The 26,712-nt window shown below is 63.3% G+C and carries 26 protein-coding genes; 7 read left to right on the top strand and 19 right to left on the bottom strand.

Annotation, left to right across the window (positions count from 1 at the left end; all coding sequences use genetic code 11):
* Window positions 1-53: 53 nt before the first annotated feature.
* The gene (locus BLV01_RS18290; RefSeq protein ID WP_139178843.1) at window positions 54-2,360 is read right to left on the bottom strand and encodes a VWD domain-containing protein; all 2,307 of its coding nucleotides are present in this window, start codon (window positions 2,358-2,360) and stop codon (window positions 54-56) included.
* 767 nt (window positions 2,361-3,127) lie between these two features.
* Between BLV01_RS18290 and BLV01_RS18285 the strand changes: the two genes are divergently transcribed.
* Window positions 3,128-4,681 (top strand): hypothetical protein, encoded by a 1,554-nt coding sequence (locus BLV01_RS18285; RefSeq protein WP_091803112.1) that lies wholly within the window; start codon window positions 3,128-3,130, stop codon window positions 4,679-4,681.
* Window positions 4,682-4,787: 106 nt separating this feature from the next.
* Here the strand turns inward: BLV01_RS18285 and BLV01_RS18280 are convergent, their stop codons facing one another.
* The 5 genes from BLV01_RS18280 to BLV01_RS25650 all read right to left on the bottom strand — a co-directional run bounded on the left by BLV01_RS18280 (window position 4,788) and on the right by BLV01_RS25650 (window position 7,772).
* Entirely contained in the window at window positions 4,788-5,354 is a 567-nt protein-coding gene (locus BLV01_RS18280) for a hypothetical protein (RefSeq protein ID WP_091803108.1), read from the bottom strand.
* A gap of 97 nt (window positions 5,355-5,451) precedes the next feature.
* Complete coding sequence (locus BLV01_RS18275) at window positions 5,452-5,931, bottom strand: VOC family protein (protein ID WP_091803216.1); 480 nt, start codon at window positions 5,929-5,931, stop codon at window positions 5,452-5,454.
* Between the two features lie 181 nt (window positions 5,932-6,112).
* On the bottom strand, window positions 6,113-6,838 hold the full coding sequence (locus tag BLV01_RS18270) for an SRPBCC family protein (RefSeq protein WP_139178841.1): 726 nt from the start codon (window positions 6,836-6,838) through the stop codon (window positions 6,113-6,115).
* 42 nt (window positions 6,839-6,880) lie between these two features.
* Complete coding sequence (locus BLV01_RS18265; protein ID WP_343124248.1) at window positions 6,881-7,129, bottom strand: DUF6869 domain-containing protein; 249 nt, start codon at window positions 7,127-7,129, stop codon at window positions 6,881-6,883.
* Between the two features lie 49 nt (window positions 7,130-7,178).
* Window positions 7,179-7,772: a hypothetical protein gene (locus BLV01_RS25650; RefSeq protein WP_139178839.1), complete on the bottom strand. Its 594-nt coding sequence runs from the start codon at window positions 7,770-7,772 to the stop codon at window positions 7,179-7,181.
* Between the two features lie 158 nt (window positions 7,773-7,930).
* Here BLV01_RS25650 and BLV01_RS18260 point away from each other — a divergent pair, with 158 nt between their 5' ends.
* The 3 genes from BLV01_RS18260 (at window position 7,931) to BLV01_RS18250 (ending at window position 10,269) form a co-directional block, all read left to right on the top strand.
* Window positions 7,931-8,395, top strand: a complete 465-nt coding sequence (locus BLV01_RS18260; RefSeq protein ID WP_091803101.1) for a hypothetical protein — start codon at window positions 7,931-7,933, stop codon at window positions 8,393-8,395.
* Entirely contained in the window at window positions 8,392-9,510 is a 1,119-nt protein-coding gene (locus BLV01_RS18255) for an XVIPCD domain-containing protein (RefSeq protein WP_091803098.1), read from the top strand. The genes BLV01_RS18260 and BLV01_RS18255 overlap by 4 nt, the downstream gene beginning before the upstream one ends.
* 441 nt (window positions 9,511-9,951) lie before the next feature.
* A complete protein-coding gene (locus tag BLV01_RS18250) occupies window positions 9,952-10,269 on the top strand; it encodes a hypothetical protein (RefSeq protein WP_091803095.1) in 318 nt (105 codons plus the stop codon).
* Between the two features lie 127 nt (window positions 10,270-10,396).
* On the opposite strand, the gene BLV01_RS18245 is transcribed toward BLV01_RS18250, so the two are convergent.
* The 5 genes from BLV01_RS18245 to BLV01_RS25645 all read right to left on the bottom strand — a co-directional run bounded on the left by BLV01_RS18245 (window position 10,397) and on the right by BLV01_RS25645 (window position 14,326).
* Entirely contained in the window at window positions 10,397-11,374 is a 978-nt protein-coding gene (locus BLV01_RS18245; protein ID WP_091803092.1) for an HNH endonuclease, read from the bottom strand.
* 644 nt (window positions 11,375-12,018) lie between these two features.
* Window positions 12,019-12,267 carry a hypothetical protein gene (locus BLV01_RS18240; protein WP_091803089.1) on the bottom strand — a complete coding sequence of 83 codons (249 nt, stop codon included), beginning with the start codon at window positions 12,265-12,267 and terminating at the stop codon, window positions 12,019-12,021.
* Between the two features lie 77 nt (window positions 12,268-12,344).
* Window positions 12,345-12,497 (bottom strand): hypothetical protein, encoded by a 153-nt coding sequence (locus BLV01_RS18235; RefSeq protein WP_175486095.1) that lies wholly within the window; start codon window positions 12,495-12,497, stop codon window positions 12,345-12,347.
* 22 nt (window positions 12,498-12,519) lie between these two features.
* Window positions 12,520-12,954 carry a hypothetical protein gene (locus BLV01_RS18230; protein WP_139178837.1) on the bottom strand — a complete coding sequence of 145 codons (435 nt, stop codon included), beginning with the start codon at window positions 12,952-12,954 and terminating at the stop codon, window positions 12,520-12,522.
* 193 nt (window positions 12,955-13,147) lie between these two features.
* The gene (locus BLV01_RS25645) at window positions 13,148-14,326 is read right to left on the bottom strand and encodes an XVIPCD domain-containing protein (protein WP_139178835.1); all 1,179 of its coding nucleotides are present in this window, start codon (window positions 14,324-14,326) and stop codon (window positions 13,148-13,150) included.
* Between the two features lie 194 nt (window positions 14,327-14,520).
* Here BLV01_RS25645 and BLV01_RS25640 point away from each other — a divergent pair, with 194 nt between their 5' ends.
* Complete coding sequence (locus tag BLV01_RS25640) at window positions 14,521-14,907, top strand: hypothetical protein (protein WP_139178833.1); 387 nt, start codon at window positions 14,521-14,523, stop codon at window positions 14,905-14,907.
* Window positions 14,908-15,329: 422 nt separating this feature from the next.
* Here the strand turns inward: BLV01_RS25640 and BLV01_RS18215 are convergent, their stop codons facing one another.
* Both BLV01_RS18215 and BLV01_RS18210 read right to left on the bottom strand, forming a co-directional pair.
* A complete protein-coding gene (locus tag BLV01_RS18215) occupies window positions 15,330-15,566 on the bottom strand; it encodes an Imm32 family immunity protein (protein WP_091803079.1) in 237 nt (78 codons plus the stop codon).
* 149 nt (window positions 15,567-15,715) lie between these two features.
* Window positions 15,716-16,069, bottom strand: a complete 354-nt coding sequence (locus BLV01_RS18210; RefSeq protein WP_091803076.1) for a helix-turn-helix transcriptional regulator — start codon at window positions 16,067-16,069, stop codon at window positions 15,716-15,718.
* A 528-nt stretch (window positions 16,070-16,597) separates the two neighbouring features.
* On the opposite strand from BLV01_RS18210, the gene BLV01_RS18205 reads away from it, so the two are divergent.
* Entirely contained in the window at window positions 16,598-18,109 is a 1,512-nt protein-coding gene (locus tag BLV01_RS18205) for a reverse transcriptase family protein (RefSeq protein WP_175486093.1), read from the top strand.
* A gap of 2 nt (window positions 18,110-18,111) precedes the next feature.
* Here the strand turns inward: BLV01_RS18205 and BLV01_RS18200 are convergent, their stop codons facing one another.
* From BLV01_RS18200 to BLV01_RS18175, 5 genes are all read right to left on the bottom strand, one after another.
* The gene (locus tag BLV01_RS18200) at window positions 18,112-18,624 is read right to left on the bottom strand and encodes a DUF4411 family protein (protein ID WP_091803073.1); all 513 of its coding nucleotides are present in this window, start codon (window positions 18,622-18,624) and stop codon (window positions 18,112-18,114) included.
* The gene (locus BLV01_RS18195) at window positions 18,621-19,658 is read right to left on the bottom strand and encodes an ImmA/IrrE family metallo-endopeptidase (protein ID WP_217633539.1); all 1,038 of its coding nucleotides are present in this window, start codon (window positions 19,656-19,658) and stop codon (window positions 18,621-18,623) included. Before BLV01_RS18195 ends, BLV01_RS18200 begins: the two co-directional genes overlap by 4 nt.
* A gap of 238 nt (window positions 19,659-19,896) precedes the next feature.
* Window positions 19,897-22,602, bottom strand: a complete 2,706-nt coding sequence (aceE, locus tag BLV01_RS18190) for a pyruvate dehydrogenase (acetyl-transferring), homodimeric type (protein WP_091803067.1) — start codon at window positions 22,600-22,602, stop codon at window positions 19,897-19,899.
* A 999-nt stretch (window positions 22,603-23,601) separates the two neighbouring features.
* Window positions 23,602-23,931, bottom strand: coding sequence for a DMT family transporter (locus BLV01_RS18180; protein WP_091803064.1), 330 nt, complete (start codon window positions 23,929-23,931; stop codon window positions 23,602-23,604).
* The gene (locus tag BLV01_RS18175) at window positions 23,928-24,548 is read right to left on the bottom strand and encodes a glutathione S-transferase C-terminal domain-containing protein (RefSeq protein WP_217633538.1); all 621 of its coding nucleotides are present in this window, start codon (window positions 24,546-24,548) and stop codon (window positions 23,928-23,930) included. The genes BLV01_RS18180 and BLV01_RS18175 overlap by 4 nt, the downstream gene beginning before the upstream one ends.
* Before the next feature lie 85 nt (window positions 24,549-24,633).
* On the opposite strand from BLV01_RS18175, the gene BLV01_RS25635 reads away from it, so the two are divergent.
* Window positions 24,634-25,515, top strand: coding sequence for a LysR family transcriptional regulator (locus BLV01_RS25635; protein WP_175486091.1), 882 nt, complete (start codon window positions 24,634-24,636; stop codon window positions 25,513-25,515).
* A gap of 220 nt (window positions 25,516-25,735) precedes the next feature.
* Here BLV01_RS25635 and BLV01_RS18160 read toward each other — a convergent pair whose 3' ends face one another.
* Window positions 25,736-26,638 carry a LysR substrate-binding domain-containing protein gene (locus BLV01_RS18160; protein ID WP_091803053.1) on the bottom strand — a complete coding sequence of 301 codons (903 nt, stop codon included), beginning with the start codon at window positions 26,636-26,638 and terminating at the stop codon, window positions 25,736-25,738.
* Window positions 26,639-26,712 lie beyond the last annotated feature (74 nt).

The following is a 26,712-nucleotide window of genomic DNA, read 5'->3' as shown; positions in this document are numbered from 1 at the left end:
CCCCGGCGTTGCCGTGCGATGCGGCCCACGCGCGATGCGCGGCCGCGGCGGACTTACTTCGACGCGCCGCCCTGCGCCGCCTCGGCCTGCGCCTTGGCCTTCCCCTGGGTCTCTTGGGTCCGCGCGTAGGTCTGGGCGAACCCGCGCTCGCCGGTGATCATCACATCGAACACGCAGTTGCCGCGCATGCGCTCGTCCTTGACCACGCTGCACGCTTCCACCGCGATCTCGCGGCTCACCGGCTTGACCGGCACCTGCCCGGTCAGGTTGCACGGCGGGTTCTCGTTCGGCCAGCTCTTCAAGGTGAAGGTGGCGGTCGAGGTGCCGGGCGCGTAGTCGAACAAGGTGCTGGCGTTGCTCACCCGCCAGGCCTCGCCGAACTTCTTGTACAGGTGCTCGTAACGGTCGCCCAGCGCGGCCGGACGCGGGCCCAGCGAGGACCCGTCGGGCAGTGGCGGCAGCCAGCTCTGCGCGGCCAGCGGCGCGCCGATGCCGCCGAGCGGGGTTTCGGCGTCGCCCGCGCCGCCGGCGCCGTCGGCCGGCTTACGCGTCACCCCGATGTTGAGATACCACTTGCCCTGCGACGACCACCAGCCCGGCGTCACCTGCAGGTTGTACTTGTCCGGGAAGCTCACCCGGATGCCGCCCGGCGCCGAGGTCGGGCTGATGCTGCCGCCGTTGCCCAGGTCGATGCCGGTGCCCAGCTGCACCAGGCGCCCGTCGATGCGCAGCTGCAGGCCCTTGGGATCGGGCTCGCCGTTGAGGTTGGGCTGGTAGGTCACCCGGTACTTGCCGACCCGCGCGGCCACCGCGCTGTTGAGGCTCACGCAGGTCGCCAGGCCGCTGTACGGATCGGCACCGGGATTGAACGTGGTCGCGATCGGCGTCTGCCGCGCCTGGATCTCCACTCCGGCCGGATCGCGCAGGACGGTGTACTCGCCGGCGCCCTGGAAGTCGTAGCGCACGCCGTCGAGCGTGGTCACGTGCGGGTCGCCGTCGACGCCGATCACGCCGGTGTTGGTCGGATCCAGCCAGTCCTTGAGCCGGGTCGCCGGCGTGCCGCCGCCGGTCCAGCTCACGCTGAGCTTGCCGTACCAGTCCGACGTGGTCGGCGCGCTGCACGAGGCGTAGCCGCCGTGCAACTGGCCGATGCAGCGCTTGCTGCTCGCGCCCCACAGGCAGGAACCGGACGAGCCGCCTTCGGTGGTGCCGCTTTCCCACGCGTCCACGCGCCAGTGGTTGGCGGTGGCGCTGACGGTGTTGGACAGGTACGCGGTCGAGGTCACCGCGTTGTTGTTGAACGAGATCGCCTTCTCGTCGCCGCTGGGATGGTGGATGCCGACCGTCGCCGCCGGCGCGGTGCCGCTGATGTCCCAACCGCTGAAGTAGGGATTGGAGCCGGCCACCGGCGGCGCGTCGAGCTCGACCAGCACGAAATCGCTGGGCGCGTAGGACGCGCGGTAGGTCGCGCCGATCTGGTTGATCGCCAGGCTGCCGCCGCTGAGCGCGCCGCAGGTCGGCGAGTGGAACTGCCAGTAGAACACCAGCGTATCGTCGTTGGCCGTGCTCACGCCGCAGTGGTTGGCGCTGAGGAAGTACGGCTTGAAGTCGTAGCTGGTGTTGTTGACCAGCTGGCCGCTGCACAGCGAAGTGCCGCCGATCACGTAGCGCGCCACCGAGCGGATCTGCTGCCCCCAACCGGCGGCGACCGGGCAGACCACATCGTTGTTGCAGCTGCCCTGCTTGTCCCAGTTCTTGGCGGTGAAATCGCGATAGCCCTGATTGACCGCGCCGAGCGTCAGCTTCGGCTGCGCCGCGCCGTTGGGCACGAACAGCTCGACCACGACCTCGTCGCCCTCGATCATCGGCGTCCACAAGCGGCCGTGCCGGCTGCGGTCCTTGGCCGTATACGCGCCTTCGACGTGCTTGCCGGCCGGATCGTAGATCCACAGCTTGGCGCCGGGCGTCATGTCGTAGCGGGTGAAGCCGAGGTTGTGGTTGGCCGCGCCCGGCGTGTGGATGCGCAGGCGCCACAGCAGGCCGTCGGGCAGCTTGTGCCAGGTGCCGGAACCGCCGGTGTCATAGGTCACGCCCGCGTTCACCGCGAACCGCAGCGGCTGCGGCGCGCTCACCGACTTCGCGCGCATCTCGTCCTCGGCCAGCAGCCGGGCCGGATCGATGCTCGGCAGGGTCTTGCGCTGCACCGCGTCGAGCGACTTGTCCTGCAGGGCGAAGCTGCGCGGCGCCTCGGTCATGCGCGCGACCGCGCTGGCCAGCGGCAGCGCCGCCAGCACGGTCGCGATCGCGAGCCTGCGCAGCCAGCGCACGCCGAGCGGCGCGTGTTTGCTTGGAACTCTCATCGCATTCTCTCCTTAGGATGGGTGGAACGTCCTGTAGCCCAGGCATGAGTGATGCCCGCAACTTCGCCGATGAGTCCCTGTCGCATGCGCACGCCCAGTTCCGCGCGCCGCGGCTGCACGGGCCGGCCTGTGCGGCCCGCCGATCCGCAAAACGGAAGTTGCTGCCTAGCCAACGCCTCCGCCGCTGCGCGTCGGACAGCGCTTGGGCGGCGGGATTGTTAAATCTCGACGGGAAACGCTTTCTCGCCGCGACGACGGCGCATTTGCGTGACGCGATGGACGAAAGCCTGCCGATGCAACGACGCGCTTGGCACGTGCGTTCGTTTTTCGCCGCCGCGTGCGGTGCCGGAGCGTTTCGACGCAGCGCACGTGCATACCGATCAGCCGAGGCGACGACCGGCGCTGCGCGGATCGAGTTGGCGACGCGGCGCGCGAATGCAGGGCAGCCGCAGCGCGCTCGACGACGCATGCGCGTTCGCGAACCGGTCATAGGCGATTGCGGCGCAACCACATGTCGCGCGGCGGCCTTCGCCCGCCAGCGAAGAGCCACGTTGGCCAGGCGCGAACGCAAGCGCTGCGAGCAAGAAGCGATGACACCATCGAAGCGCCGCGCGCATGCGCCTTGTGGCCGTATCGCTGCAAACGCATGCAGCGCGGTCCTGGCCGGCCGCGACAACCGGTATGCTTGGCCGCTGGGCGCGCCGATCGCAACAGCGACGGCCGCCAGGGACCGGCGCGGCCGCGCCGGCCTGCCGCCTGGGGGATACATGCATCATCGAATTCGCGCCGTAGGCCGCGGCCTGGCCCTGAGTCTGTCGCTCGCCTGCGCAGCCGCATCCGCGCAGGCGCCGGCTTCCACGCCGCCCGCGCCCGCGCAGCCCGCGCCGTCAGCCGACGCGCGCGAGGCCGCCGTCGAAGCCGAGGTCACCCGGTTCCTGGAGCGCCTCAACGCCGCGCTCGCGCACTCGCGCGCAGGCCGCTACGAACAAGCCGACGCCGCCTTCGCCGAGGTGTTCAAGCACCCGGCCTTCGCCGCCCTCGGCGCCGGCGACCGGCGCGTCGCCCTGGCCGCCGCGGCCCAGGCCGCCGCGCTCACCGGCCACCTGCCGCGCGCCACCGCCCTCTACCGCCAGGCCACCGCGGCCGAGAACACCCCCGACGACTGGTACCGGCTGGCCCTGGTCGAATACGACCTCAAGCACTACGACGCCGCCGCCGACGCCTTCGTGCAACTGGTCGAGTACTGGCCCGAAGCGCTGGCGAAAGTGAATTCCGACATCCTCTCGCGCCTGCAGACGGAGCTGCCGCACGGCTCCGAGCAACGCCTGACCTTGTTGCGCGCGCTGTACGCCGCCAACTGGAGCCACCGCACCGCCGACGCCAGCCCGGTGTGGTTCGCCCTGGTCGAGATGCTGGTCGAGCGCGGCCGCCGCGACGAGGCCCGCACCGTCGTCAAGCGCATCGTCGATCCGATGCAGCTGGTGCGCCTGCGCATCGACAAACGCTTCGACTTCCTCGCCCAGGACGGCGGCTGGGCCACCGACATCGCCAACGCCTCGCGCCGGCAGATCGAAGCCCAGCGCGAGAAAGCCGAGCTCGCCCCGCGCAGCCTCGACAGCCGCGTGCAACTGAGCTACGCGCTGCTGACCGCCGGCGACAACGCCGGCGTGCTCGCCCTCGCCCAGGACGCCGGCCAGCGCGGCGACAGCGACTACGACGACCCGCACCAACGCGCCTGGCTGATGAACACCGCCGCGATCGCGCTGCGCCGCCTGGGCCGCAGCGACGACGCCGTCGCCGAACTCGAACGCGCCAGCCGCATGACCGAAGACGGCCTGCCCAACGTCAGCCAGGCCATCAACCTCGCCTCGCTGTACTGCAGCCTGCAACGCCCCGACGACGCCCTCGCCGCGCTCGGCCGCATCGGCCCGGACCTCAACGCCTACGCCCGCCTGGTCGTAGAGAACGTACGCCTGTGCGCCGCCCAGGCCCAAGGCCAGCGCCGCGCCGCCGACCGGGCGCTGCGCTACCTCGGCGAACACCGCAAGGACGGCCCGCGCGTCTACCTGGAAAGCCTGCTGCGCCTGCGGCGGGTGGACGAGGCGGCCACGCTGACGGCCGAACTGCTGGCGACGCAGGACGAGCGCGTGGAGACGCTGCTGTGGCTGCAGGAGTTCCGGCGGCCGGCGCCGTTGCCCGGGGATGTGGCGTATCGCCAGGCGCGCGAGGCGCTGCTGGCGCGCGCGGACGTGCAAGAGGCCGCCGCGAAGGTCGGACGGATCGGACGCTATGAGGTGTACGGGTCCGGCGAGATGGACTGACCCGCGACACAGCCGCTCGAACGACCGCCGCGACAACGCGTCGCGGCGGCCGGCATTTATCCCCGCCCACGCCGCGCGCAGCGACGCGCAACCGGCGATACCGCGTTCAACCCGCGCCCTGCTGCGTCTGCTGCAGTTGCTGCGCAACGGGCTCCGCGCGCTCGGCCGCCGCGGGATGATCGAGCCACTGCGCCCGCCAGATCTGGTTGGCGCCGCCGTTCCACGAGAACGAAATCACCGGATTGGCCTCGCCGGTGCCCGACTCGCTGATGTCCACCACCGCGCCGTGGTACGGATCGTTGAGCGCGAACCAACACAGCTCGACGAAATCCAGCGCGAACTCCGGCGGATCGATACGATCGCCATCCTGCGGCTGGGTCAACTGCTCCAGGACCAGTTGATCGCTGGACGTTCCCTCCCACGACAGGAACTGGCTGGTGTCGCCGTCCCAGGCCAGACTGAAGCGCCCGGGCCCGAGCGCATTGACCCGCATGATCGTCTGCCCCGGACTGCCCGCCGACAAGCGATGCACCCCGGCCACCGACCAGCCCGAGGAGTCCGCCGTCGGCGGGAACACGCCCAGGGCCACGTCGGGATCGAGGTAGGAGACCAGCCGGATGCGCTTGTTGCCGGAGAATTCGCCGATGCTGTCGAGATTGCCGTAAGCGTCCATCGCAGGGCCCCTGTGCGCGGCGGAATGCCGCCACCGTTGAACGCAGGCGGCGGCGCGCGCAGGCCAACCCGGCGACGGGCGGCTATCGCGATCGGCCTCAGCCCTTGCGCGCCGCCTCGATCTTGGCGATGTCGATCTTGCCCATCGTCATCATCGCGTCGAACGCGCGCTTGGCCGCGGCCCGGTCGGGATCGGTGAACGCGTCGAGCAGCGCGCGCGGCGTGATCTGCCACGACAAGCCCCACTTGTCCTTGCACCAGCCGCAGGCGCTTTCCTTGCCGCCGTTGCCGACGATGGCGTCCCACAAGCGATCGGTCTCGGCCTGGTCGTCGGTGGCGATCTGGAACGAAAACGCCTCGTCGTGCTTGAACGCCGGCCCGCCGTTCAAGCCCACGCACGGAATGCCCGCCACGGTGAACTCCACCGTCAACACATCGCCCTGGTGGCCGTCGGGATAATCGCCGGGCGCATGATGGACCGCGGTCACCGCGCTGTCCGGGAACGTCTTCGCATAGAACTCGGCGGCTTCCAGCGCGGCGCCGTCGTACCACAGACAAACGGTGTTCTTCGCGGTCATCGCCATTCTCCTGCCGTAAGGATAGAACCTGCGTAGGTACCGCATGGAGCGACGAAGAAGCTAGTGCCGAAGCGAACGAAATCCTCATGACACCGCTACGCGCCTACGTCCGGCCGCGAATCACATTGATGAACGGGGCCTCGCGTCGTCTCTCGCCCGGCTGCCGACCGAGCGCCCCGGCTCAGTCTTCCAGACCCCGCGGCAACGCCAGGCCCGCCGAACCGGCCACCACCTTGCGCACGCTGGAGACCGCCGCAGACGACAACGTCCCTTTGACCACGAACGCCGGCGTGTTGCCGCCGATATCGGTCAGCGACGCATACACCAACCGCGTCCCCTCGGCCGTCGGCGTCATCAGCCACTCGCCGCGCGAACGCAGCGCGATGCAATCGGGCTTGGAATTCGCCTCCGCCTTGTCCAACGACGCGAACTTCACCCGCACCGCGCCGCCGGCCAGTTCCTGCCGCTCGAAGCGCATCGAATAACAACGATCCGCCGCCACCGGCGTGCTGAGCACGTCCGACCACACCACCACGTCCGGCCCGCGCTCGATGAAGCTGCGGCGGATGTTCTTGTTCTTGGCGTCGAGGTACTTGCCGAGCAGGAAATCGGCGACCGCATCCGGCGACACCTTCACCGACGTCGCAACGCGAAGCTCGTCGAAGCGCTCGCCGGCGACGCGGCGGGCTTCCAGATGGATGCCGTTTTCGTTGCTGAGGGTGCGCCAGGGCGAAGGTTGTGCGGCGGCGGCCGGCGAGCAGACCGCCGCCGCGCACAACAGGACCGCCAGATAGCCGACCGACCTCCTGCGAGCGACCAGGATGCTCCGCTCGCCCGAATCATGGATCGATGCCATATCTCGCCTCTCAGCAACTGAATCGTTGCGCGAATTCGATGCGACAAGCATGACAGCGGCAAGACAATCCCCGTACCAAGAAGCGACGACGCACTACTCGGGCCGGACGTCGAGTCCATCGCCGCATTCAGGCTCGGCACCGCGAGCCGCCTTCACCCGCTCCCACAGCGCGTCCGGCGTCCTGTTCTTCCACACGCCATGCAGCAAATCCCGAAATGCCGGATCGCGCCGGGCCGTGTCCTCGATCCGCTCGATAAAGTAATCGCCGAAGCAGGCGATCATGTCTTCCAGCGGCCCCGCCGCCAGATAGCCGAGCACAGGCCCGGGCGGATTCCGGGCCATGTCGGCTAGGAAAGCATTTCCGTGGCCACAAAGCGCGGGAGCATGCCGTTCAAGGCCGAACTTCCTTCGGTGCTTTCACCGGAAGATCAATACCGTTCTCTTCAGCGAACTTCCCGGCCTTGGCGACGTCCACCAAGCGAATCTCGGTCAGGCATTTTTCGGCCGGCGCGAACCGTCCGAGAGCGACTTCCACACCGTCCTTGACCGCTGAGCGAGTGTCGTAGTCAGGCCCTTCCGCATAGGGGTAACCGACCGCGCCTATCGGCCTCGCTCCCGTCAGCCGCGCAGCTTCTTCAAGGGGAAAGCATCGGCCTTCATCCACCGAAATGCTGAGTACGCCAGCGTCTTCATACTCGATGACCAAGTTCAGGCGATAGCCATCGGCGAGTATGAGCCCGTCTTCTATCGCCGCTCCGCCTGGGACTTTGATTGCCGGCTTTCCATGCAAGCGATGCAGTTCCTCCGACACCGCACGAATTCCGCTCACCCCACGAGCCAGGGGCAATTGAAGAATACGTGCCAGCGTCACTAAATCTACGCCCCGTCTGTCTGTGCCATCTCCACCGACATGACTCACCGCTATTGAGCAAGCGCCAAGCGAAAAAATTGACGCTATGATCGGCGCGAACTTGAGTATCTCCATCTCAACCCTCATCGCACTCACCGCTGCAGCCTCAGTCTCCGAATCGAATCCATAGCATATGGCTTACCTCTCATACAGGATTTTCGATCATGGCTTCAGTTAAAGACGGCCACTTGGCGCAATGCTCCGGTAGGAACGCATTAATCCGAAGCGCAACTATGAGTATCGCCGTCGCAGCGTTACTGAATTTCCTGACCGGCTGCGCCTCCACAACCGGGCCGGAAGCCAACGCAGGCCTGACCGTCGAGCGCATCCTTACCGAACCGCTGACCGGAATCGCCGGAATGAGCCGCGTGAAGCGAGATCTTTCGGATATCTACGGCTTCGACCCTTCAGTAGACCAGTACACCAATCGCGACTCAAAACCGCTGGCAGGCGGCTGGGTTCTGTCTCAACTTTGGATCGAGCCGTCTCCCGCAGACTTCATATCGGTGAGCCTCGCAACACAGCCCTGCTTTCCCGTCCAGCGCGCGCTGAGCCTGACTCAGGCCATGCCGTACCAAGGCTCGGGCGAGGTATCCGCTCCGATGCATAACGCTATCAAGAACGGAATGTTGGTCGGCTTGACCTCCAGCCCGGACGGCAAGTGCCTTCGAACGATCCACATCGAGAGAGACAAATGAGCGAACAGGACAAGGACGCCCTGAAGAACAGCGATGAGTTCCAACAGATGCCGGAACACATCCGGCGCTGGATTCTACTGTCGCCTCACGCAAGCGAAGACTTCACGGATTTCTTCGCCAAGGGCGGCAAGATCGAAGCCGAAGCCGGCGCAAAGCTCCCTCGCTATCGGCCGAGCGATCCGCCCGCCATCGTGGTAGATCAAGAGAACTGGCGAAATCTCCAGCAGCCAGGGGCGTTTGCATGGTCGCAGCGCCATATGTTCGCCATGTTGGCGCACGAAGTCGGGCACGACCGCGACAACACCGCCCGGCCGTTCAAGCCGGGCGGCACGGCACAAGAGTATGTGCAGTACCGAAGCGAGATTGAGGCGGCGGCTATATTTAACGCCTTCCCGATCCTCAAGGACTTGAAGAACGAGCCGGAGTTCAAGAAGGAATCCCCCTTCGACGCCATCGGCTACTTGAACGGCTTGGAGCTAGCCAAGCTCTATCAGCAATGGAATTCTGGGGAGTTGGACGACAAGCAAGTGATTTCGGCCATCGCCGCCAAAGTCGCCGATACGCGATACACGCTCGGCGGGCCATTGACCGACCAGGATGGTAATGGCGTGCTGACGCACCGTGACGCCTATCTGCGCGACTTCGAGCGCGTTCTGCGTCCCAAGAGCGAGGTGCAACCCTCCGAGCACGGAAGCGGCAACGACCCTAAACAATCGTTACGGGACGGCCACAGTAGCGCGAGCCCAGAGAGCATGTTCTGGCGCGATACGCGCGATAAGACACTTGACGCCTTCGCACAGCATGGTTTGACGCCTAGCGCGCAAGCGCTCGATTGCATAGCCGGGTGTTTGTCGTCACAGGCCAGACTCGACGGTCTGGCTCGGATCGATCATGTGCTTCTGAGCCATCACCTGAGCGGCGAGATCGGCCGGAACGTGATTGCGGTGGAGGGGCGTCTGGACGACTCTGGCCACAAACGGTCGCATGTGGACGTCCAAGCTTCAACGAATGTTTCGCTGGACGAGTCCTTGCAAAGTATCGCTTCGCTTGAGGCTCAACAAAGTCAACAGCTCAATCAAGATATAGAGAAGATCGATCGGCCGCTGCTTCGCTGAATTAATTACCGTCCCAACTGTGATTTAGGCCTGGATATGGCTCATTCCGCGTTATCAACGGAGATTGACTTTAAGCAAGCCGTCGCAGCTGCGCTGTCGCTCGGTGCTGGCATCGTCCACTCGCAAGGAATGGCGTGCACCTTGCTCTTGCTAAGAGAGCTGCGGCTCGTCACTGCACAAAGCTATGATCGTCGCGTAAAAACAGTCGCAGACTCCCTACAGAATCTCAAGTAGATGAGGTCAACGATAGACACCAGCCGCATCGAACCCGGGGCTCTACGGGTAACCTGGAGTATCACTGCCCTACTTGTCCTTTCGTCCACGCCCGGCTGCGCGTCGACCGCCAAGACCAAATCGGAAGCAGACCAGGCCCCTACGATCGAGCGATTGCTGTCCGCGCCGCTTACCGGAATCGAAGGTAGAAACAGCATCCGGTCCGCGATGATGAAGCTGTACGGCATTGCTAGCGTAGATTCGAAACGCATCGACAACCAGCCCAAGACGTTGCAAGACCGTCATGTGCTTTCGATGTTCTGGCTGGAGCCCGCGCCCGCTCATTTCATGTCAATGGCGGTAGCGGCTGAGCCATGCTTCCCAACTGCACGCGCGCTCCAAATCACCGGAGCCAAGCCGCACACCCAAGAGCGGTCGACCGGCGCACAGACTTACGACGCGATCCGAAACGCAGTGATGGTGAGCTTCAGCACCACACCCGACGGGAAGTGCGTTTCTTACATCCATATCGACTCAGACCAATAAACCAAGCGACTGGATACTCGCCTCGCCTAATGTGACAACTGACTTCGCAACGTTCCTCAAAGGGAGATCATCAGTTGAGCACCGCCAGAGAGCCCGCGTGCGGAATCGACAAAGCTTATCGAAGCACTTAGGTGCTAAGCCGCGCCTGCAAGAACACGTTCGCCCGGTGGTACTCAAGATAGACACGCTGACCACTGCTAAACGCAGAAGTGGCAGCAAACCCATCCGGATCGAGCCCCATCCGCTTCAGCGACGGACGATGGGCCACGGGCGAGATCAGCACTTCCCCGCTGTCTTCAAAACTCAAGAAGCCTCGATCAAACAAGTGATCGGCATCTGGCGTAAGTAGCAGCCCATTCTCCCCATCCAAGCGCTCCGCGTTACTCGCGTCCCGCCAAGGCTTGCAATGGCTAGCGCGCAGATGCTCTACCCGATCCACGCCAGTCAGCCGGCATCGGGTTTCAATCGCCATGACGCGCTGCTTGAACAGCCCCTGGCCACGACGCGCTTGGATCACCGCTTGCTTGGTGGTCTCGGCAAGCTCGGTACTCGCCTGGATCTCGGCCATCTGATGCTCTTCCCACTCAATCAAGCCATGTCCCACCGGCTTGTTGGGGGCATCGACAATGCGTTGCCCCTGGATGATCGAATGGGCGGGCTGCCCGATCAGATCAGCCAGCGCCAAAGCGAACGATTCCGGCAGCAGCGTGAGGTAGATGCTCTGCAAGCCGTGGCCGTTCGCTTGCAGCGGCGCATAGCGCTGCGGCAACATCGGCGCCAGCTGCGCCATGTGCTTACTGGGGCGAAGGGCCGCAGGGAGTTCATGAAAGCGGACATCCACCCGCCACCCGATCTGCTCCCAGTACGCCCCCACCTGACCGAACTCGTGCGGCTTCGGCGCTTCGTACGCGTGCGACGCAATCAGGCCGATGGCCTTCACCCCACCGTCGGCGAACGAGAACACCACATCGCCCGGCGCCACCTCCCGCATGTACTCATAGAAGGGGTTGCGGTGGCCGTTGCTCTTGCGTTTCGGCGACCACAGGTACCCGCCGGGCACCTCGTGCCCGTACGTCTGTTTCTGATTGACCCACCAGTAGCGCATCCACAAATAATGCCCAATAAAGGCACACAGGAGAATCCTCTGCTGTTGATGGGTGGGAGGATCCGCGTCGGGCGTTGATTTCTCTAGCTGTTGCGAGACGGAACAGCCTGGGAGTGACTTCAATGCAGCAAAAAGCTTTATCGATGTCCCTCTAAGCTGCTTCGGAAGCCGTGAGAGCTCCATCGACAAAGCTTTTTTGGACTCGCGTGGGCAAATTTTGGTCTTGCGTCGAGCAAATCAGGACTCGCGCCGAGAAATTTGGGACTCGCACGAAGCAAATCCGGACTCACGTGAGGAAATTTCGGACTCGCGTGAAGAAAATTAGGTCGCGCATGAGCAAATTTCGGACTCGCGTGAAGCAAATCCGGACTCGCGTAAGCAAATTTCGGGCTCGCGAGCGCTTTTTCGGGTCGCTCGAGTCTTCGGACGGCTTTACGGGACGCTGATCCGCCCCTCGCGAGATCGACAGCGAGGTGGCCGCTGTGCGCTCACGAGTTAGGGGTCGGCCCCAACGCTCATCCAGTCCGGGGCCAGCCCGCGCGAACGGCCCTAGCGCCATTGGCTAAAGCCCGCTCGCAGCAGTCACAGAGGACGAAAGGCAGCGAATCGGGCAGACGACGGCCTGACCCAGCGCAGGCGGCGGCTCAGGCCCGAGCGAGCAACACCAGGTTGGCGTCGTGCAGCAGCCCCTCAGCGTCGTAATGAAACAGGCCGACCGCATCGACCGAGATCATGCAGCCGTGGACCAGATAGTCCCACTCCGCGGCGACATAACCGGGCAGCGCGGTCTGCTCGGCGATCATGACCACGATGGTGCCCTGCCCCTCGTCGCCCCAGCGGACGCGGTCCCCCAGCCGAACCGGCGGGCCCGCGTGATAGTGCAGTGGCGTCATCGCCGGCTCCGTCTCAGGGCAATCGGCGGAGTCTACGCGCGGGGCGCGATCGCATCGCTGCGAACGCGCGACGGGCTCTAATCGCCCGCCCCACCCGCCTGCGCCAGCCGGGCCTTGAGGTCGGCCACGGCCTTGCGCTGCTCGGACTTGGACAGCAGGCCCAGGGTCAGGATGGCCTCGGCCAGCACGTCGGTGTCGGCGTAGAGGAAGGCGAGCGGCGGGCATCTCACTGAGGGATCTCGATCAGGCTCCCTACTGTGCCAGGACAATGGAGCCTACGCATTCGGAGCCGGGCCCAGCGGTAAAAACTATCACCAGCATGCCGTTCTTCTTCGTGGTGAAGGTGCGGCCGTGTTCGTCGTCGTGCTCTTGCGGGAGAGCTTTCGCGATTTGCACATCAGTTATCCCCGCGACTTGCGCGAGCGGGAAGCACCTGTCGCTGTCGAAGGCCAAACTCAACTTCCGTTGCCCCTTATAGTCCTCAACGGTTACGTCACTCACAACGACTCCGTCGGTGAGCGTGATCGGTCCCGCGGCTTTCAGGATGGGCGGCTCCTGCCGGAGCAGCTTGAAATGGACCACTGAACGAAGCGCCTGGGCGACGCGATCATAGCCAACGGCTCCCTGCTCAAATGGAAGCCGAAGAATGTCCCGCGCTTCCAATGCGGCGACGTGTTCCTTTTGCACCGAATTTCCATCCGGTTTACTGAGGCAACCTGTAGATAGCAGCAAGAAAATCGCACAGATTGCGTAGCTGCGAATCTTAGGACGTCTCATACGAATCGACACTCCCTGTTCCATGACGTTAGCCTAGGCGCGGAAGATGCGGTCGACAAGGCGAGCGGGACGCCCAGCGACTGTGCGATACGGCGCGCCGCTTCTATCGACCACCCATAATCGGCCCTCCGGGTCCGTCGTCTTGGGTTCGAGCCACCTGCCGATCCAGGGTCGCCTCTTGGGCGATTCGCTCGTTGAGCGTCTCAACCTTCTCGAACGACGCCTGCTCGGGTGTTCGGATAGCTTGATCCGTCTTCATGTGGGCCCGCAGATGCGCAGGATCATCAAGCCGCCCTTGCACCACAAAGACGTTCTCTCCCGCGGCTACGCGGTCGTTCTTGACGCTGAAAACCCCGTGATCTACTTGAGATAAACCGCCTGCCTTCGCCAGCGCTAGCAGACTGGCCGTCATTCGCTGACTGACCTCATCCCATGGACGACCGTTCTGGCGATCGTGTTCACGCACGTGCCCCGCTATCTGCGAGTAAAGGCCATGGTCCGGATGACCTGCCTGAGAAGGACTGGTCCGGCCCTGATCCCCGCCCTGCTCCGGCGCACCGGCTTGTGTGCCACCCAGGCTCGGCGACCGCTGCATCATCGCTCGGTAATCGCGCAGGTATGCATCACGCTGGGTCAATATCCCATCGCCGTTCTGATCGGCCAGTGGCTCGTTGCGGGTATAGGGAAAGTTCGGAATCGGTGCAGCCAAGCGCGCGATGGCTTGGTCATCGGTCAGGACACCCTTTGACCAATCCAGGTGAATGGCTGCGGTTCCCAGTCCGCCTCCCTGCCCATAACCGATCTGATTCCAGCGAGGTTGGAACTCACCATATCCCTTGAGCTCGGTGAAGATCGGAAATGCGTTGAAGACCGCACTCGCTTCGAGCTTGGCGCGATAGGCGACGTACGCCTCCTCACCTTGCCCGCGAAACGGCACCGTACCCGGGTTGAACTTGTCGTGTCCGATTTCATGAGCCAGCGTGGTGAACATCGCCAGTTCCGACTCGATCGCACGTTCGGCATCGGGACCGTGCAATGCGTCATAGGCGCCCTTGTTCACGACGATCCGAGGCGGCTCGGTGGCGTGATAGTAAGGCAGCGACACGCCGTCCTTTGATTCGATGGCTCCTCCTTTTTCGAAGAACCGCGCAAAATCTTGACTGGCGTGAGGGGAATGAAGAATCCAGTCCCTCGTCCGGAACGGCATTTCCAGAAACTTGGCGTGCGCGATCAGGCACTCCCGATCGCCCTTAGCCAGCAACGAATTTTCGTCGCGCTCCATCGCCTTCCTCACCGTCGACCGAAGGCTCTATGCTAGGACGGCCTACCGCTTGGGAGTAGACGGTGAAAATATGTGGCTCACGTGCGCACGTATGCGCAACGCTCACGCTGACGGTGTTTGCGTTGAGCGTGACTGCATGTGCGACCAGTCCGACGCCGTCCACTGATATGTCCGATCACCTAACCGTCGAATCCATGCTGACCCAGCCTCTTCAATCAGGCGCCGACGGCTTCGATCACGTGACCCGGATGCTTCAGGCTCGGTTTCCCATGAGCGATCAAGCGCCGGTCACCGATCAGGTCGAGCATCAGAAGCCACTGAAGTTGCGTGACGGCTATATCGTCCTTCGTTACCTGCAACTGGAAGGCCGCCACGCGTTAGTGGAAATCGACAGTTCCCCCTGCTTTCCCGTCGAGAAGGCCATCGCTGTTACGCATCCCGATCCATCACGACTGGATCAGTCCCGGAACTCTGGCCTCTACTTCGCAACCGGCAGCGGTATGTCGGTCGGGTTCTCGTCTACCGACGCCAAGCGGGTATGCGTGACCGCGCTGGAAATCGCGGAGACGCCCCGGCGGTAGCAGCCCTCGCTGCGTACGAGCCGCACCCGGCCCACGCGATCGGAAGCGGCGCAAAAGAGGGAGTCCGCTGCGACGAAGCGTTCGCCCTGCACTCGCGAGGAGCCCACCGCTTCCGCCTGTACTGCTCGAGACGCCTCAGTCAGGCTCAGCGGAGCCATCGACACCGGGCCGAAGGCCTCCATAGGGGAACCGGACACGGCGACTCGAAAAGGACACCACCGCCGCTGCCAACACGATCGCCTCCCGGCAACCGCGCGGCCGGCCCTAATCGCCCGCCCCGCCCGCCTGCGCCAGCCGGGCCTTGAGGTCGGCCACGGCCTTGCGCTGCTCGGACTTGGACAGCAGGTCCAGGGCCAGGATGGCCTCAGCACGTCGGTGTCGGCGTAGAGGAAGGCGAGCGGGACGCGATCGGCGCAGGCGGCCTAGGTCGTCCTGAACACCACGAAATGCGGCGAGTCGTCGAACCCCGGCTGTCGATCCGACAAATGTTCGTGATCGTAGGTGTCGCCCATGCGCTCCATCGTGTCGGCCGCGTTGTTAAAGAAGGTGGCCATACGCCGAAGCTCGGCCGGGCTCGCCGCCAGGCTGATCTCCGCCAGTTGGATGAATCGAATGTCTTCGGCGTCTTGATCTTCGACGCTGTAACCCGTGAGCTTCATGGCGCAGCCGCTACCCGAATAGGAAAGGCGCCAGGGTATACGCATGAGCGCTCGCAGGGACGAGCCCACTGCCCGGGCAGACACCGTGCCCTGGTCGAGCCTCCGGTCCGTTGGCGCGACCCAAGGACGCGCCCAAGGCCACGACGCGCTTAGCCCTTGTAGTCCGCCCCGCCCGCCTGCGCCAGCCGGGCCTTGAGGTCGGCCACGGCCTTGCGCTGCTCGGACTTGGACAGCAGGCCCAGGGTCAGGATGGCCTCTGCCAGCACGTCGGTGTCGGCGTAGAGGAAGGCGAGCGGGACGCCCAGCGACTGCGCGATGCGACGCGCGGTGGCCAGATCGGCGTCGTGGACGCCCTTTTCGTAGCGGTTGATGCGGACCGCGGCCGTTTCTTGCGGCAAACCCACAGACATGCCCAGCTCCTTCTGAGTGAGCCCGGCATCTTCCCTGGCTGCTTTCAGCCGCTGCGCAAAGATGGAGCGGGCGTCTACTTCGGTCTGGGCCATGCGCGAAGGATGGCTTCAAACCCTTAAACCGTAAATTACGTTAAACGTAATAACATGTCTAGACTAGAGGAGAAATTCCCGCATTGGCGATATCTAGTTAGGGATGCCAATTAGGTGCTAGGCTCAATCCGGGGCGGGCGAATAGACCTGTTGAGTAGGGTGCGATTCGCATCCGCCATCGCGGCATCACTTGCTTTTCCCTGGTTTATCGCCCGCCCCACTATGAGCCTGAAAAACTTCGCTCCAGACTTGAGACGCCCTACCGACGCTGACTCTTTGGCCAGAGCGCTCGGAATCAGCACGCCTATCTTTCTGCACGTATGCGACTGTACAGATCCGGAAACTCTGTATCGACAGCATCAGATCGTTAAGCGCAGTTGGCGTCCACCAGCATTGCCAGACCTCCCATCAGATCTCCCTATTGGGGCAATTAGACTGGGTCAAATATCTCTTCCAGGCGAGGGAGATTTTCGGTATGTATGGGAAGCAGTAGCTTCACAGATAAAACTAGCGCACAAGAGTGCGGCCGTGAATATTGATCGATTTATACATGCCCACGCGCCTTCGTTCATACATGAAAATGCATACGGCTACATAAAATATCGATCTACGCGCGCAAATGCGTCTCGCCACAAAGGCGCTAAAATCATTGTCAGCGCCGATATAAAAGAGTTCTTCCCCTCCATATCAATCGGCCATGTGGAGCACGCCCTAAGAAAAACGGGCATGAAAAAAGAGACGGCAAGCCTATTAGCCAAGTTCCTTACAATAAATAACTCATTGCCGCTAGGTTTGAACGCGAGCCCGACAATAGCCAACCTAGTGGCGAACCCGATTGATATAGAGTTCACGAACTTAGCCAAAAGAATAAATTGCACTTACACCAGGTATGCGGACGATCTGACATTTTCCGGCGACAACACACTCCCGTCGCACGATGAAATCAACGGCATTCTTGGCAAGTTCGGATTTAGGTCAAACGAGAGGAAATTTCGCGCGTCCAAGCGGGGACAGAAACACTATGTCACCGGACTGAGTGTTGCCGATCCAAAACAGCCCCATGTACCACGCGGCTTAAAACGTAAGCTACGACAAGAGCTCTACTATATTCAAAAATACGGACTCAAAAACCACGTAGAGAAGTCCGATAGCGAATCCACTCAGAGGATCATCAATCGGCTCGACGGAACCATTAGCTACGTCACGTCTGTTGAGTCACAGCTTACAAGAAAGCTTAGATCAGCATGGACGTCTATTTGCCAGACAGAAAAGGTTGGGCGATCTTTTGAACCGCGACCGTTACATATTCTGCGAGACGCCTACTGGTTCATTGATGAATCAGAAATTCCGCGTCCAGATGGATCAACTTGCTTGGCGTTGTGCTGCGTAGAACTAAGCGCGAACACAATACAAGCAGATGAAGCCAGCCTGACATCCTTGATTGAAAAAGAAACGAGCGACGCCTACCAAACGGCAAAATCAAGCCTACATTGGGCCGAATCAACGCTCAGCCAGCGGGAAAGAATAGTAGATACTTTGATGCCGAGGCTATTCAGCACCTTTGTTGTGCTCGAAAACCTCTCCGACGAGCCTTACAAAGACACGTACATTCGCGCCCTTAAATTAGTAATTGACCCTATACTTCGACGATCAGACGACGCGATCGTTGAGATTATGATCGAAGCTAATCCGTCGAAAATTAGCCAGCAGAGCGTAACCAGCTCCATTAAGGATTCTTATCTACGCCTTGTCGAGCTAAACGAACGACGCCCTGTGGAAATGCCAAAAATCAGAGTAGAGAAAAAAGGTGCGAGACCAGCACTGCTACTCCCAGACATCATGCTCGGCGCACTATCTACATACGCAAAATTCCAGCCAGGCAGCAATAGCACGCTAGAATATAGCTTTTTTGAAAAGCTGCGTACGAAATATACCATTATTATAGACACCGCCGAAAAAAAGCTCTACCACAGGAAAAACCCCTTCACTCCTTGGCACACTAGAAATAACACTAAAATTCAGCCCTCGAAAGCAGAATAATCCTAGCGACGCCAAGAGGTAGAAAAATTCAACTCCCTAACGAACGCAAAAGTGTCAAGCCAGCGAACACCGAAGCTGGTGCAAACGTCTGGGAGTTTCTTATTCTGGCGTTGTTTACTGGGCTTAGACACTTCTGTCGTCACTACAGTGCGCCCCCTAAGATCCCGCATTGCATAAGCGACCAGAAAGGGATCTCGCCCTATTTGTTCAATCTCACTATCGGTAAGGTCTTGGGCGTAGCCATCCATGACCACTCTTGATACGAGCGATGGATCGACATCTTCGTCAAGTATTAAGTGGCATTTAATATCTTCATCCGTCACCCAGTCATAGAGCAGATCACGCTCATGCTCTGTGGGACCATCTTTTATTTCTTCATATATCTCAAGCGGGACTTTGACACGCCCTGCTTCAGCATGATGGAGAAGCCAGCCCCAGAACTCTGGGACTCGATCAATCGGGTAATACAGCGCATTCGCCGTTATCAAAACACCGGCATCAATTAAGTAGGTCATTGACGCCCCTCATGAGCCATTTGATCGGCTCTAATGAGAGGACCAACACTACGTGCTTTAACGCCAAGGATCTTAGCCGCCTTCGTCGGCGAAAGTTCGCCATCATTCATCTGTTGACGGACGAAATTTATCAGAGCCTTGCCAAGTTTATGGCGGCGAACCACATAATAACTCGGACCACTTGAGTCATCCTGTCGAGCCTGCTCCCTCGCACTAGCTCTTTGTCGCCGCCAGAGATCGCGAAAATGCCGGCAGCACCGCTCCCACATATCCCTATCAATTATTCTGGCGCGAAACAGCCGATAGGCTACAAGCGAATAACTTAGATTCCGTGGTCGCGCAAATATTGAAATTTCATTTTCTAACCTGCGGAAATCATGAGCTACGCCAACCCAATGCTCGCGAGCTATATCGCGCTCAGGGAGAAGCATTTCGCTGGCAACGTCATTACAGAACCGCTCCACTCCGACATTTGGGGCACCGCCACTGACGCCAGTTTCACCTATCCACAAATGAACTATTTCATGGAGCAAGGTAAACGACCAAGCCGCCTTTGCATCTTGGTCATTTATTACAACGAATGGAGCTACGTTGTCAGCAAGCGCAAAACCTCTAAAAATCTCCGGCTCCAACGCTGTGTGATGACTACCGAGGTTTCCAATGAGAAGAACAAATATCCCGACGCCCTCTGCCGCGTCCCGCAGCATTGCAAATGCCGCCTCAGGAGTTCTAGCCCGGCGAAACTCAGGCAAGTCAAATCCAATAACACGCGTGATGTCGCGAGAAACATCACCTACGCCATGATCTAGGCTTTTTGAGCCTATAAAACTCAGAGATTCCGCCTCATCATCGTCCAATGCAGACCGAACCATCTGTTGGCGTGCGCGCACATCACGAATAAGTGCATCCACCAAGGCATCAGCGCCAGGATCTATAGCTCCCGGAAGAGTTCTGAAGTCCTGCCCTCGATCCCCGGTCATCGGGGGCTGAGATAGGTAAAAGGTTAGAAGCGGGCGACGGTACTGTTTAGCCATCTTGAGCAGAACTGCCCGGGATGGAGCTTCCTGCCCCGCTTCTAATGCATGGAGGCGATCAAGGGCGGTTCTGCCCCTTGTATCTTTAAAGCCAATCTTGCGCGCAGCGTCATCTAGAGGCAGACCTGCGGTCTGCCTCGCCCACGCCAAGATTCCTGGGTTAACTCTAGGCATAGCTGACGATTTCAGGCTAGTCGCGTCTCAACATCAGCGACTATCGGCAGTATGCATGCGCTAGTCAAACCCCCAACGGATTCGGCTTCTCCACATCAATCTTGTACTGCTTGATAGCCCTCGCCACATCCTTCCCGGTCATCTTCCCTTCCGCCGCCAGCGCCGCAATGGCCGCATGGGCGATGTAGTACCGATCGACCTCGAAGTGACGCCGCAGGTTCGCGCGTGTATCCGACCGCCCGAACCCATCCGTACCCAGCACGGTGTAGCGCATCGGCACGTAAGCGCGCACCTGCTCCGGATACACGCGGATGTAGTCGGTCGCGGCGATCGCCGGGCCCTGACGCCCTTCCAGCAGCTCGGTGATGTACGGCTTGCGCGGGGTCTTCGCTTCCGGGTTGAAGCGGTTGAAGCGCTCGCAATCGGTCGCGTCGCGCGCGAGTTCGTTGAAGCTCGGGCAGGACCAGATGTCGGCGGTGACGCCGAAGTCCTTGTCCAGCAACTCGGCCGCGGCGATGGCTTCGCGCAGGATCGTGCCGCTGCCCATCAGCTGTACGCGCAGTTCGCCCTTCTTCGGCTTGCCGGCGTCCTTGAGCAGGTACATGCCCTTGATGATGCCGTCGGCGGCGCCTTCGGGCATGTCGGGGTGCGGGTAGTTTTCGTTCATCAGGGTGAGGTACCAGTACTCATCCTGCTGTTCGGTCAGCATGCGCTGCATGCCGTGCTGGAACAGGGTCACCACTTCGTAGCTGAAGGTGGGGTCGTAGCTGCGGCAGTTCGGGATCAGGCCGGCCTGGACCATGCTGTGGCCGTCTTCGTGCTGCAGGCCTTCGCCGTTCAAGGTGGTGCGGCCGGCGGTGGCGCCGAGCAGGAAGCCGCGCGCGCGCATGTCGGCGGCCTGCCAGGCGCTGTCGCCGATGCGCTGGAAGCCGAACATCGAGTAGTAGATGTACAGCGGCAGCATCTGCAGGTCGTTGGTGCTGTAGCTGGTCGCGGCGGCGAGCCAGGACGCGAATGCGCCGGCTTCGGTGATGCCTTCTTCCAGCACCTGGCCGGTGGTGTCTTCGCGGTAGTACATCAGCTGGTCGCGGTCGACCGGCTTGTACTTCTGGCCGTGCGGGGCGTAGATGCCGAGCTGGCGGAACAGGCCTTCCATGCCGAAGGTGCGGGCTTCGTCGGCGACGATGGGCACCAGACGCGGGCCGACCTGCTTGTCTCTCAAAGCAATGTTCAGCGCCTGCACGAACGACATGGTGGTGCTGATCTCGCGCTCGCCGGTGCTCTTGAGCAGGCGGTCGTAGGTTGCAAGCGCAGGCACGTCGAGCGAGGTGCTGGCCTTGCGGCGGCGCTGCGGCAGGTAGCCGCCCAGCGCCTTGCGGCGCTCGTGCATGTATTCGATTTCCGGCGACTTGTCGCCGGGGTGGAAGAACGGCACGGCGCCGTCCTTCAGCTGTTCGTCGCTGACCGGGATGTTGAAGCGGTCGCGGAACAGGCGGACGGCTTCGTCGTCCATCTTCTTGGTGCCGTGGGTCGGGTTCAGCGATTCGCCCGACGCGCCCATGCCGTAGCCCTTGACCGTCTTGGCCAGGATTACGGTCGGCATGCCCTTGGTGTTAACGGCTTCGTGGTACGCGGCGTAGACCTTGTGCGGGTCGTGGCCGCCGCGGTTGAGGCGCCAGATGTCCTCGTCGGACAGGTTGGCGACCAGTGCGGCGGTTTCCGGGTACTTGCCGAAGAAGTTGTCGCGGGTGTACTTGCCGCCGAAGGCTTTGCAGTTCTGGTATTCGCCGTCGACGGTTTCCATCATCAACTGGCGCAAGCGACCGGTGGTGTCGCGCGCCAGCAGCGGATCCCAGTAGCTGCCCCAGATGGTCTTGATGACGTTCCAGCCGGCGCCGCGGAACTGGCCTTCCAGCTCTTGAATGATCTTGCCGTTGCCGCGCACCGGGCCGTCGAGGCGCTGCAGGTTGCAGTTGACGACGAAGATGAGGTTGTCGAGGCCTTCGCGGCCGGCGACCGAGATCGCGCCGAGCGATTCGGGTTCGTCGGTCTCGCCGTCGCCGAGGAAGGCCCAGACCTTGCGATCGGACTTCGGCATCAGGCCGCGGCCTTCGAGGTATTTCCAGTTGCGCGCCTGGTAGATCGCGCTGATCGGGCCCAGGCCCATCGACACGGTCGGGATCTGCCAGTAATCCGGCATCAGCCACGGGTGCGGGTACGAGCTGACGCCGCGGCCGTCGACTTCCATGCGGAAGTTGTCGATCTGCGATTCGCTAATGCGGCCTTCGAGGAACGAGCGCGCGTAGATGCCCGGCGAGCTGTGGCCCTGGACGCCGATGAGGTCGCCCGGGTGGTCGGCCGAGGGCGCGCGCCAGAAGTGGTTGAAGCCGACGTCATAAAGCGTGGCCGCGGACGCGAAGCTGGCGATGTGGCCGCCGAGGTCGCCGGGCTTGCGGTTGGCGCGCACGACCATCGCCATCGCGTTCCAGCGGATCAGCGAGCGGATGCGCCATTCCATCGCGGCGTCGCCGGGGCTCTTGGCCTCCAGGTGCGGCGGGATGGTGTTGATGTATTCGGTGGTCGGCTGGAACGGCAAGTGGGCGCCGGCGCGGCGGGTCACCTCGACCATGCCTTCAAGCAACTGGTGGGCGCGTTCGGCGCCGTCGCGGGCGATGACCGCCTGGACGGATTCGACCCATTCCTGGGTCTCGGTCGGGTCGGGGTCGTTCTGCAGCAGGTCGTGCAGGGAGCTGGCAAGCGGCTGGTTCATCGATCTCGCGGCCCCGTGGCCGCGCCTCGTGTTTGTGGGGGCGGATTAGAGCGTCGAGTCTAACAAACGGGGGGTGCGTGGCGGCTTGCTTTAGGTGGTCGGAGGGGTGGGATAGTCCGTTTTGGCTAGGGGGTTTGGGTGGGTTTTGGGTGGATACGCGGGCGTGTGGTTGCTTACGCCGGCGGCGGGGTTGACGCGGTCGCGGCTCGCGCCGCTCATACATGGGCTCCTTGTAGGAGCGGCGCGAGCCGCGACCGCGCTGATTCGACGTCCGGCGCTACATACCTACCGGGCTTAATCCGACCCAGCCCGACGGCTTTTCCCGATTTGGCGTCACGGCCCGCCCGGCGACGCTGGATTCATGGACGAATCGATGGCCCTCGCGCCGATTCGCGGCCATGCGGCCTTACGCCGCGGCCGGGTTTCGGAGGCGCAACGGATTTATCTGCTCACTTTCGTCACCGACGGGAGGGCCGCCTGGTTCGTGAACGGGCCGCTGGCCGATGCGGCGATCGCGGCGTTGCTGGACCGGCGCTCCTGGCAGCGATCGACGCTGCTGGCCTGGGTGCTGATGCCGGACCACTGGCACGGCGTGGTCGAACTCGGGCCGGGCGAGTCGCTGCCGGCGTTGGTGCGGCAACTTAAATGCGCGAGTTCGCGGCGGGTGCGGGCGGCGATGGGGGCGACGGTGCCGTGGGCGATTTGGGGGTCGGCTTATCACGACCGGGCGTTGCGGAAGGACGAGGGGTTGGTGGCGATGGCTAGATATGTGGTGATGAATCCCGTGCGGGCTGGGCTGGTGGAGCGGGTGCGGGAGTACCCGTATTGGGATGCGGTTTGGGCGCAGCGGAAGGTTTCGGTCCCGGCGGAGGGTTGCGCGGTCGCGACTTGCGTCGCTCCTACAGGTAGCCCAGAGGGATCCGAAGGCCCTGTAGGAGCGACGCAAGTCGCGACCGCGACAACCGAACCACGGCGCAACTCACCGCCAGCCGAAACCCCTCAAGCCGGCGCACTGCGCAACAACACGATCCCACCGACGATCAGCCCCACGCCACCCAGCTTCAACGGCGTCAACGATTCGCCGAACAACACCGATCCGATCAACACCGTCCCCGCCGCGCCGATCCCGGTCCACACCGCATACGCCACACCCACCGGCAACGCAGTCAACGCGCGCCCCAGCAGCCACACGAACGCCGCCAGGGCGATCAGCGACACCGCGGTCCAGCCGGGCCGGGTGTAGCCGTTGGACAACTTCATGCTCAGCGCCCAGGCCACGTCGATCAAACCCGCGGCGACCAGCATGATCCAGGCGGTGCCGGCGCTCACGATCGGCCGTCCTCGCGCTCGGCGCGCAGCGCTTCGCGCACGCTGGGGCGCTGGTCCAGGCGGGCCAGGTACGCGGCCAGGTGCGGATACGGCGCGAGGTCGAGCTTCAGCAGCCGCGCCCAGCCGGCGACGGTGTAGAGGTAGGCGTCGGCGATGCCGAAGCGTTCGCCGAGGAATTCGCGGCCGTCCAGGTGCCGGTCGACCAGGGCCAGGCGCGGCTGCAGGCGCTCGCCGGCGATGCGGACCGGGGCTTCGCCGTATTCGGGGTGGAACAACCACGGGCTGAAGGTCTTATGCAGTTCGGAGTTGACGAAGGTCAGCCACTGGTCCTGTTCGGCGCGCTCGAAGCTGCCGAGCGGGGCGCTGAGGCCGGCCTCAGGGTTCTGGTCGCCGAGGTAACGCAGGATCGCCACGCCTTCGCGCAGCAGGCGGCCGTCGTCGAGTTCCAGCAGCGGGACGTAGCCGAGCGGGCTGAGTTCGCGGTAGTCGCGGTCTTCGGCCAGGATGCGGGCCTCGGCGCCCAGGCGCACGCGGCGCAGTTCCAGCGGCAGGCCGAGTTCGCGGGCGACGATGTGCGGGGCGAACGAGCAGGTGTGCGGGGTGTAGTAGAGCTTCATGATGTCGGTCCGTGAGGGGATGGCGCTACTCTCCTCGTCCGGCCCGGCGCCTGGAATACGGCGCGCTCCCAAGGATCGCTTGCGCATGCGACAAACCGCCCGCCTGTCGTTGGAAGACTTCGAACTGCTGCGCGCGATCGGCGCGCACGGCAGCCTCAGCGGCGCGGCCAAGGCGCTGGCGTTGGACCATTCCAGCGCGTTCCGGCGCCTGGCCGGGATCGAGGCGCGCGCGGGGACGCCGTTGTTCCGGCGCAGCCGCACGGGCTATACGGCCACCGAGGCCGGCGCGGTGGCCATCGAAGGCGCGCAGCGGATTCTCGACGATGCCGATCAGTTGCAACGTCAGCTGGCCGGGCGCGACGCGCGCGGCGGGGCGCGGCTGCGGATCACGATTCCGGACACGCTGGCGGAAGTGACGGCGCGACTGTGCGCGGCGTTTACGGCGGCGCATCCGCAGATCGGCTGCGATCTTCTGGTGTCGAACGCGTTCGTGAACCTGCAGCAACCCGAAGCCGATGTGGCGCTGCGGGCGTGCGCGTTGATGCCGAATGGGTTGTCGGTGCGGCGGGTCGGGTCGATCGCGACGGCGGTGTATGCGGCCAGCGGCATGAAAGTGGGAAAACGCGACGGGTTGAGCGATGGCGTGTGGGTCGGGTTCGACGACAACCTGTCGCACTTGTCGTCGGCGATGTGGCTGCGCACGAATGTCGACGAGGCGCGGATCGCGATGCGGGTGAATTCGCTGCCGGCGGCGTTGGCGGCATGCAAGGCGGGGGTCGGTAAGGCGTTGTTGCCGTGCTACTTCGCCGATGCTGCGGGCGGGGTGAAGCGGGTGTCGGAGCCGCTGGCGGAGGTGCCGACGGAGTTGTGGTTCGCGATCCATCCGGATCTGCGCAGGTCGGCGCGGGTGCGGGCATTGCGGGAGTTTGCGTTGGCGTGGTTGCCGCAGGAGATGGCGTTGACCTGAGGTGCGGGCCTGCTGTTGTGGGAGGGCCTTCAGGCCCGATGCTTTTCTCTCAGGTCGCTGCCATCTGGAACAAAAGCATCGGGCCTGAAGGCCCTCCCACAACAGCGGCTTGCGTCGTAGGCGAATTGGCGCGGTCGCGACTTGCGTCGCTCCTACAGGTAGCCCGGATGGGTCCGACGCCCCTGTAGGAGCGACGCAAGTCGCGACCGCGAATCCGCAGCTACGACGCCGGCTCCAACGCCCCCATCTCCTCATCCAGCCAGCCCAAAAACGCCCGCACCGGCGGATGCCGCTCGCGCCCCGGCACGCACAGCACGTGGTAGGTCTCGCCCGGCACCACGATCTCCGGCCGGTACGGCTCCAGCAACCCGCGCGCCACGTTGCCGGCGACCACCACCGAGCTCGCCAGCACCAAGCCCTGCCCCGCGCCGGCGGCGTACATCGCGTAGTGCTCTTCGTCGTAAGCGCGCACCGTCGGCGCGCGCTGGGTCCAATCGACGCCGGCCAGTTCGCACCACGCCTCCCAGGTGCGGCAGTACAACTGCGAGTCGCCCCACTCCACCGAGATCAACGTCGGCGGCGACTTCGCCGCTTCCGCTTGCGTCCGCCCCGGCGCGCCGTACACGCCGAAGAATTCGCGCAGGCCGCCGTGCCGGTGCAGGCCCGCCGGCGCCGCGCCGCCGTAGCGGATCGCCAGGTCGACGCCGGCGTTGTGTTCCAGGTCGACCACCTGCGCGCTGGTGTCGATGCGCACGGCGATGTCGGGATGGCGCGCGTAGAAGCGGCCCAGCCGCGGCACCAACCACAGCGCGGCGAACGAGGTCGAGGTGGTCACCGTCAGGCAGCCGGCGTCGGGGCGCGGGCGTAGCGCGGCGACGGATTGGGCGATGTCGAGCATGGCGCCGTGGACGTCGCGGAACAGCCGGCGGCCGTCGTCGGTGAGGGCGACGCCGCGCGGCTGGCGTTGGAACACGCTGCGGCCGAGCCAGTTTTCGAGCTGGCGGATCTGGTGCGAGATCGCGGTCGGGGTGACGTGCAGCTCCTCGGCCGCGGCCTTGAAGCTGGACAGGCGCGCGGCGGCTTCGAAGCTGCGCAGGGCGGTCAGGGGAAGCTCGGCGAACATCGCGTCAGACCTGAATCTGGCTCATGCCGGGTCAATTATGGTCATTTGCGGCGTTCAAAGGCGAGAAATAGATT

The sequence above is a fragment of the Lysobacter sp. yr284 genome (assembly GCF_900107375.1).
GTDB lineage: Bacteria > Pseudomonadota > Gammaproteobacteria > Xanthomonadales > Xanthomonadaceae > Lysobacter.
This window is presented reverse-complemented; position numbering and strand designations above follow the sequence as displayed.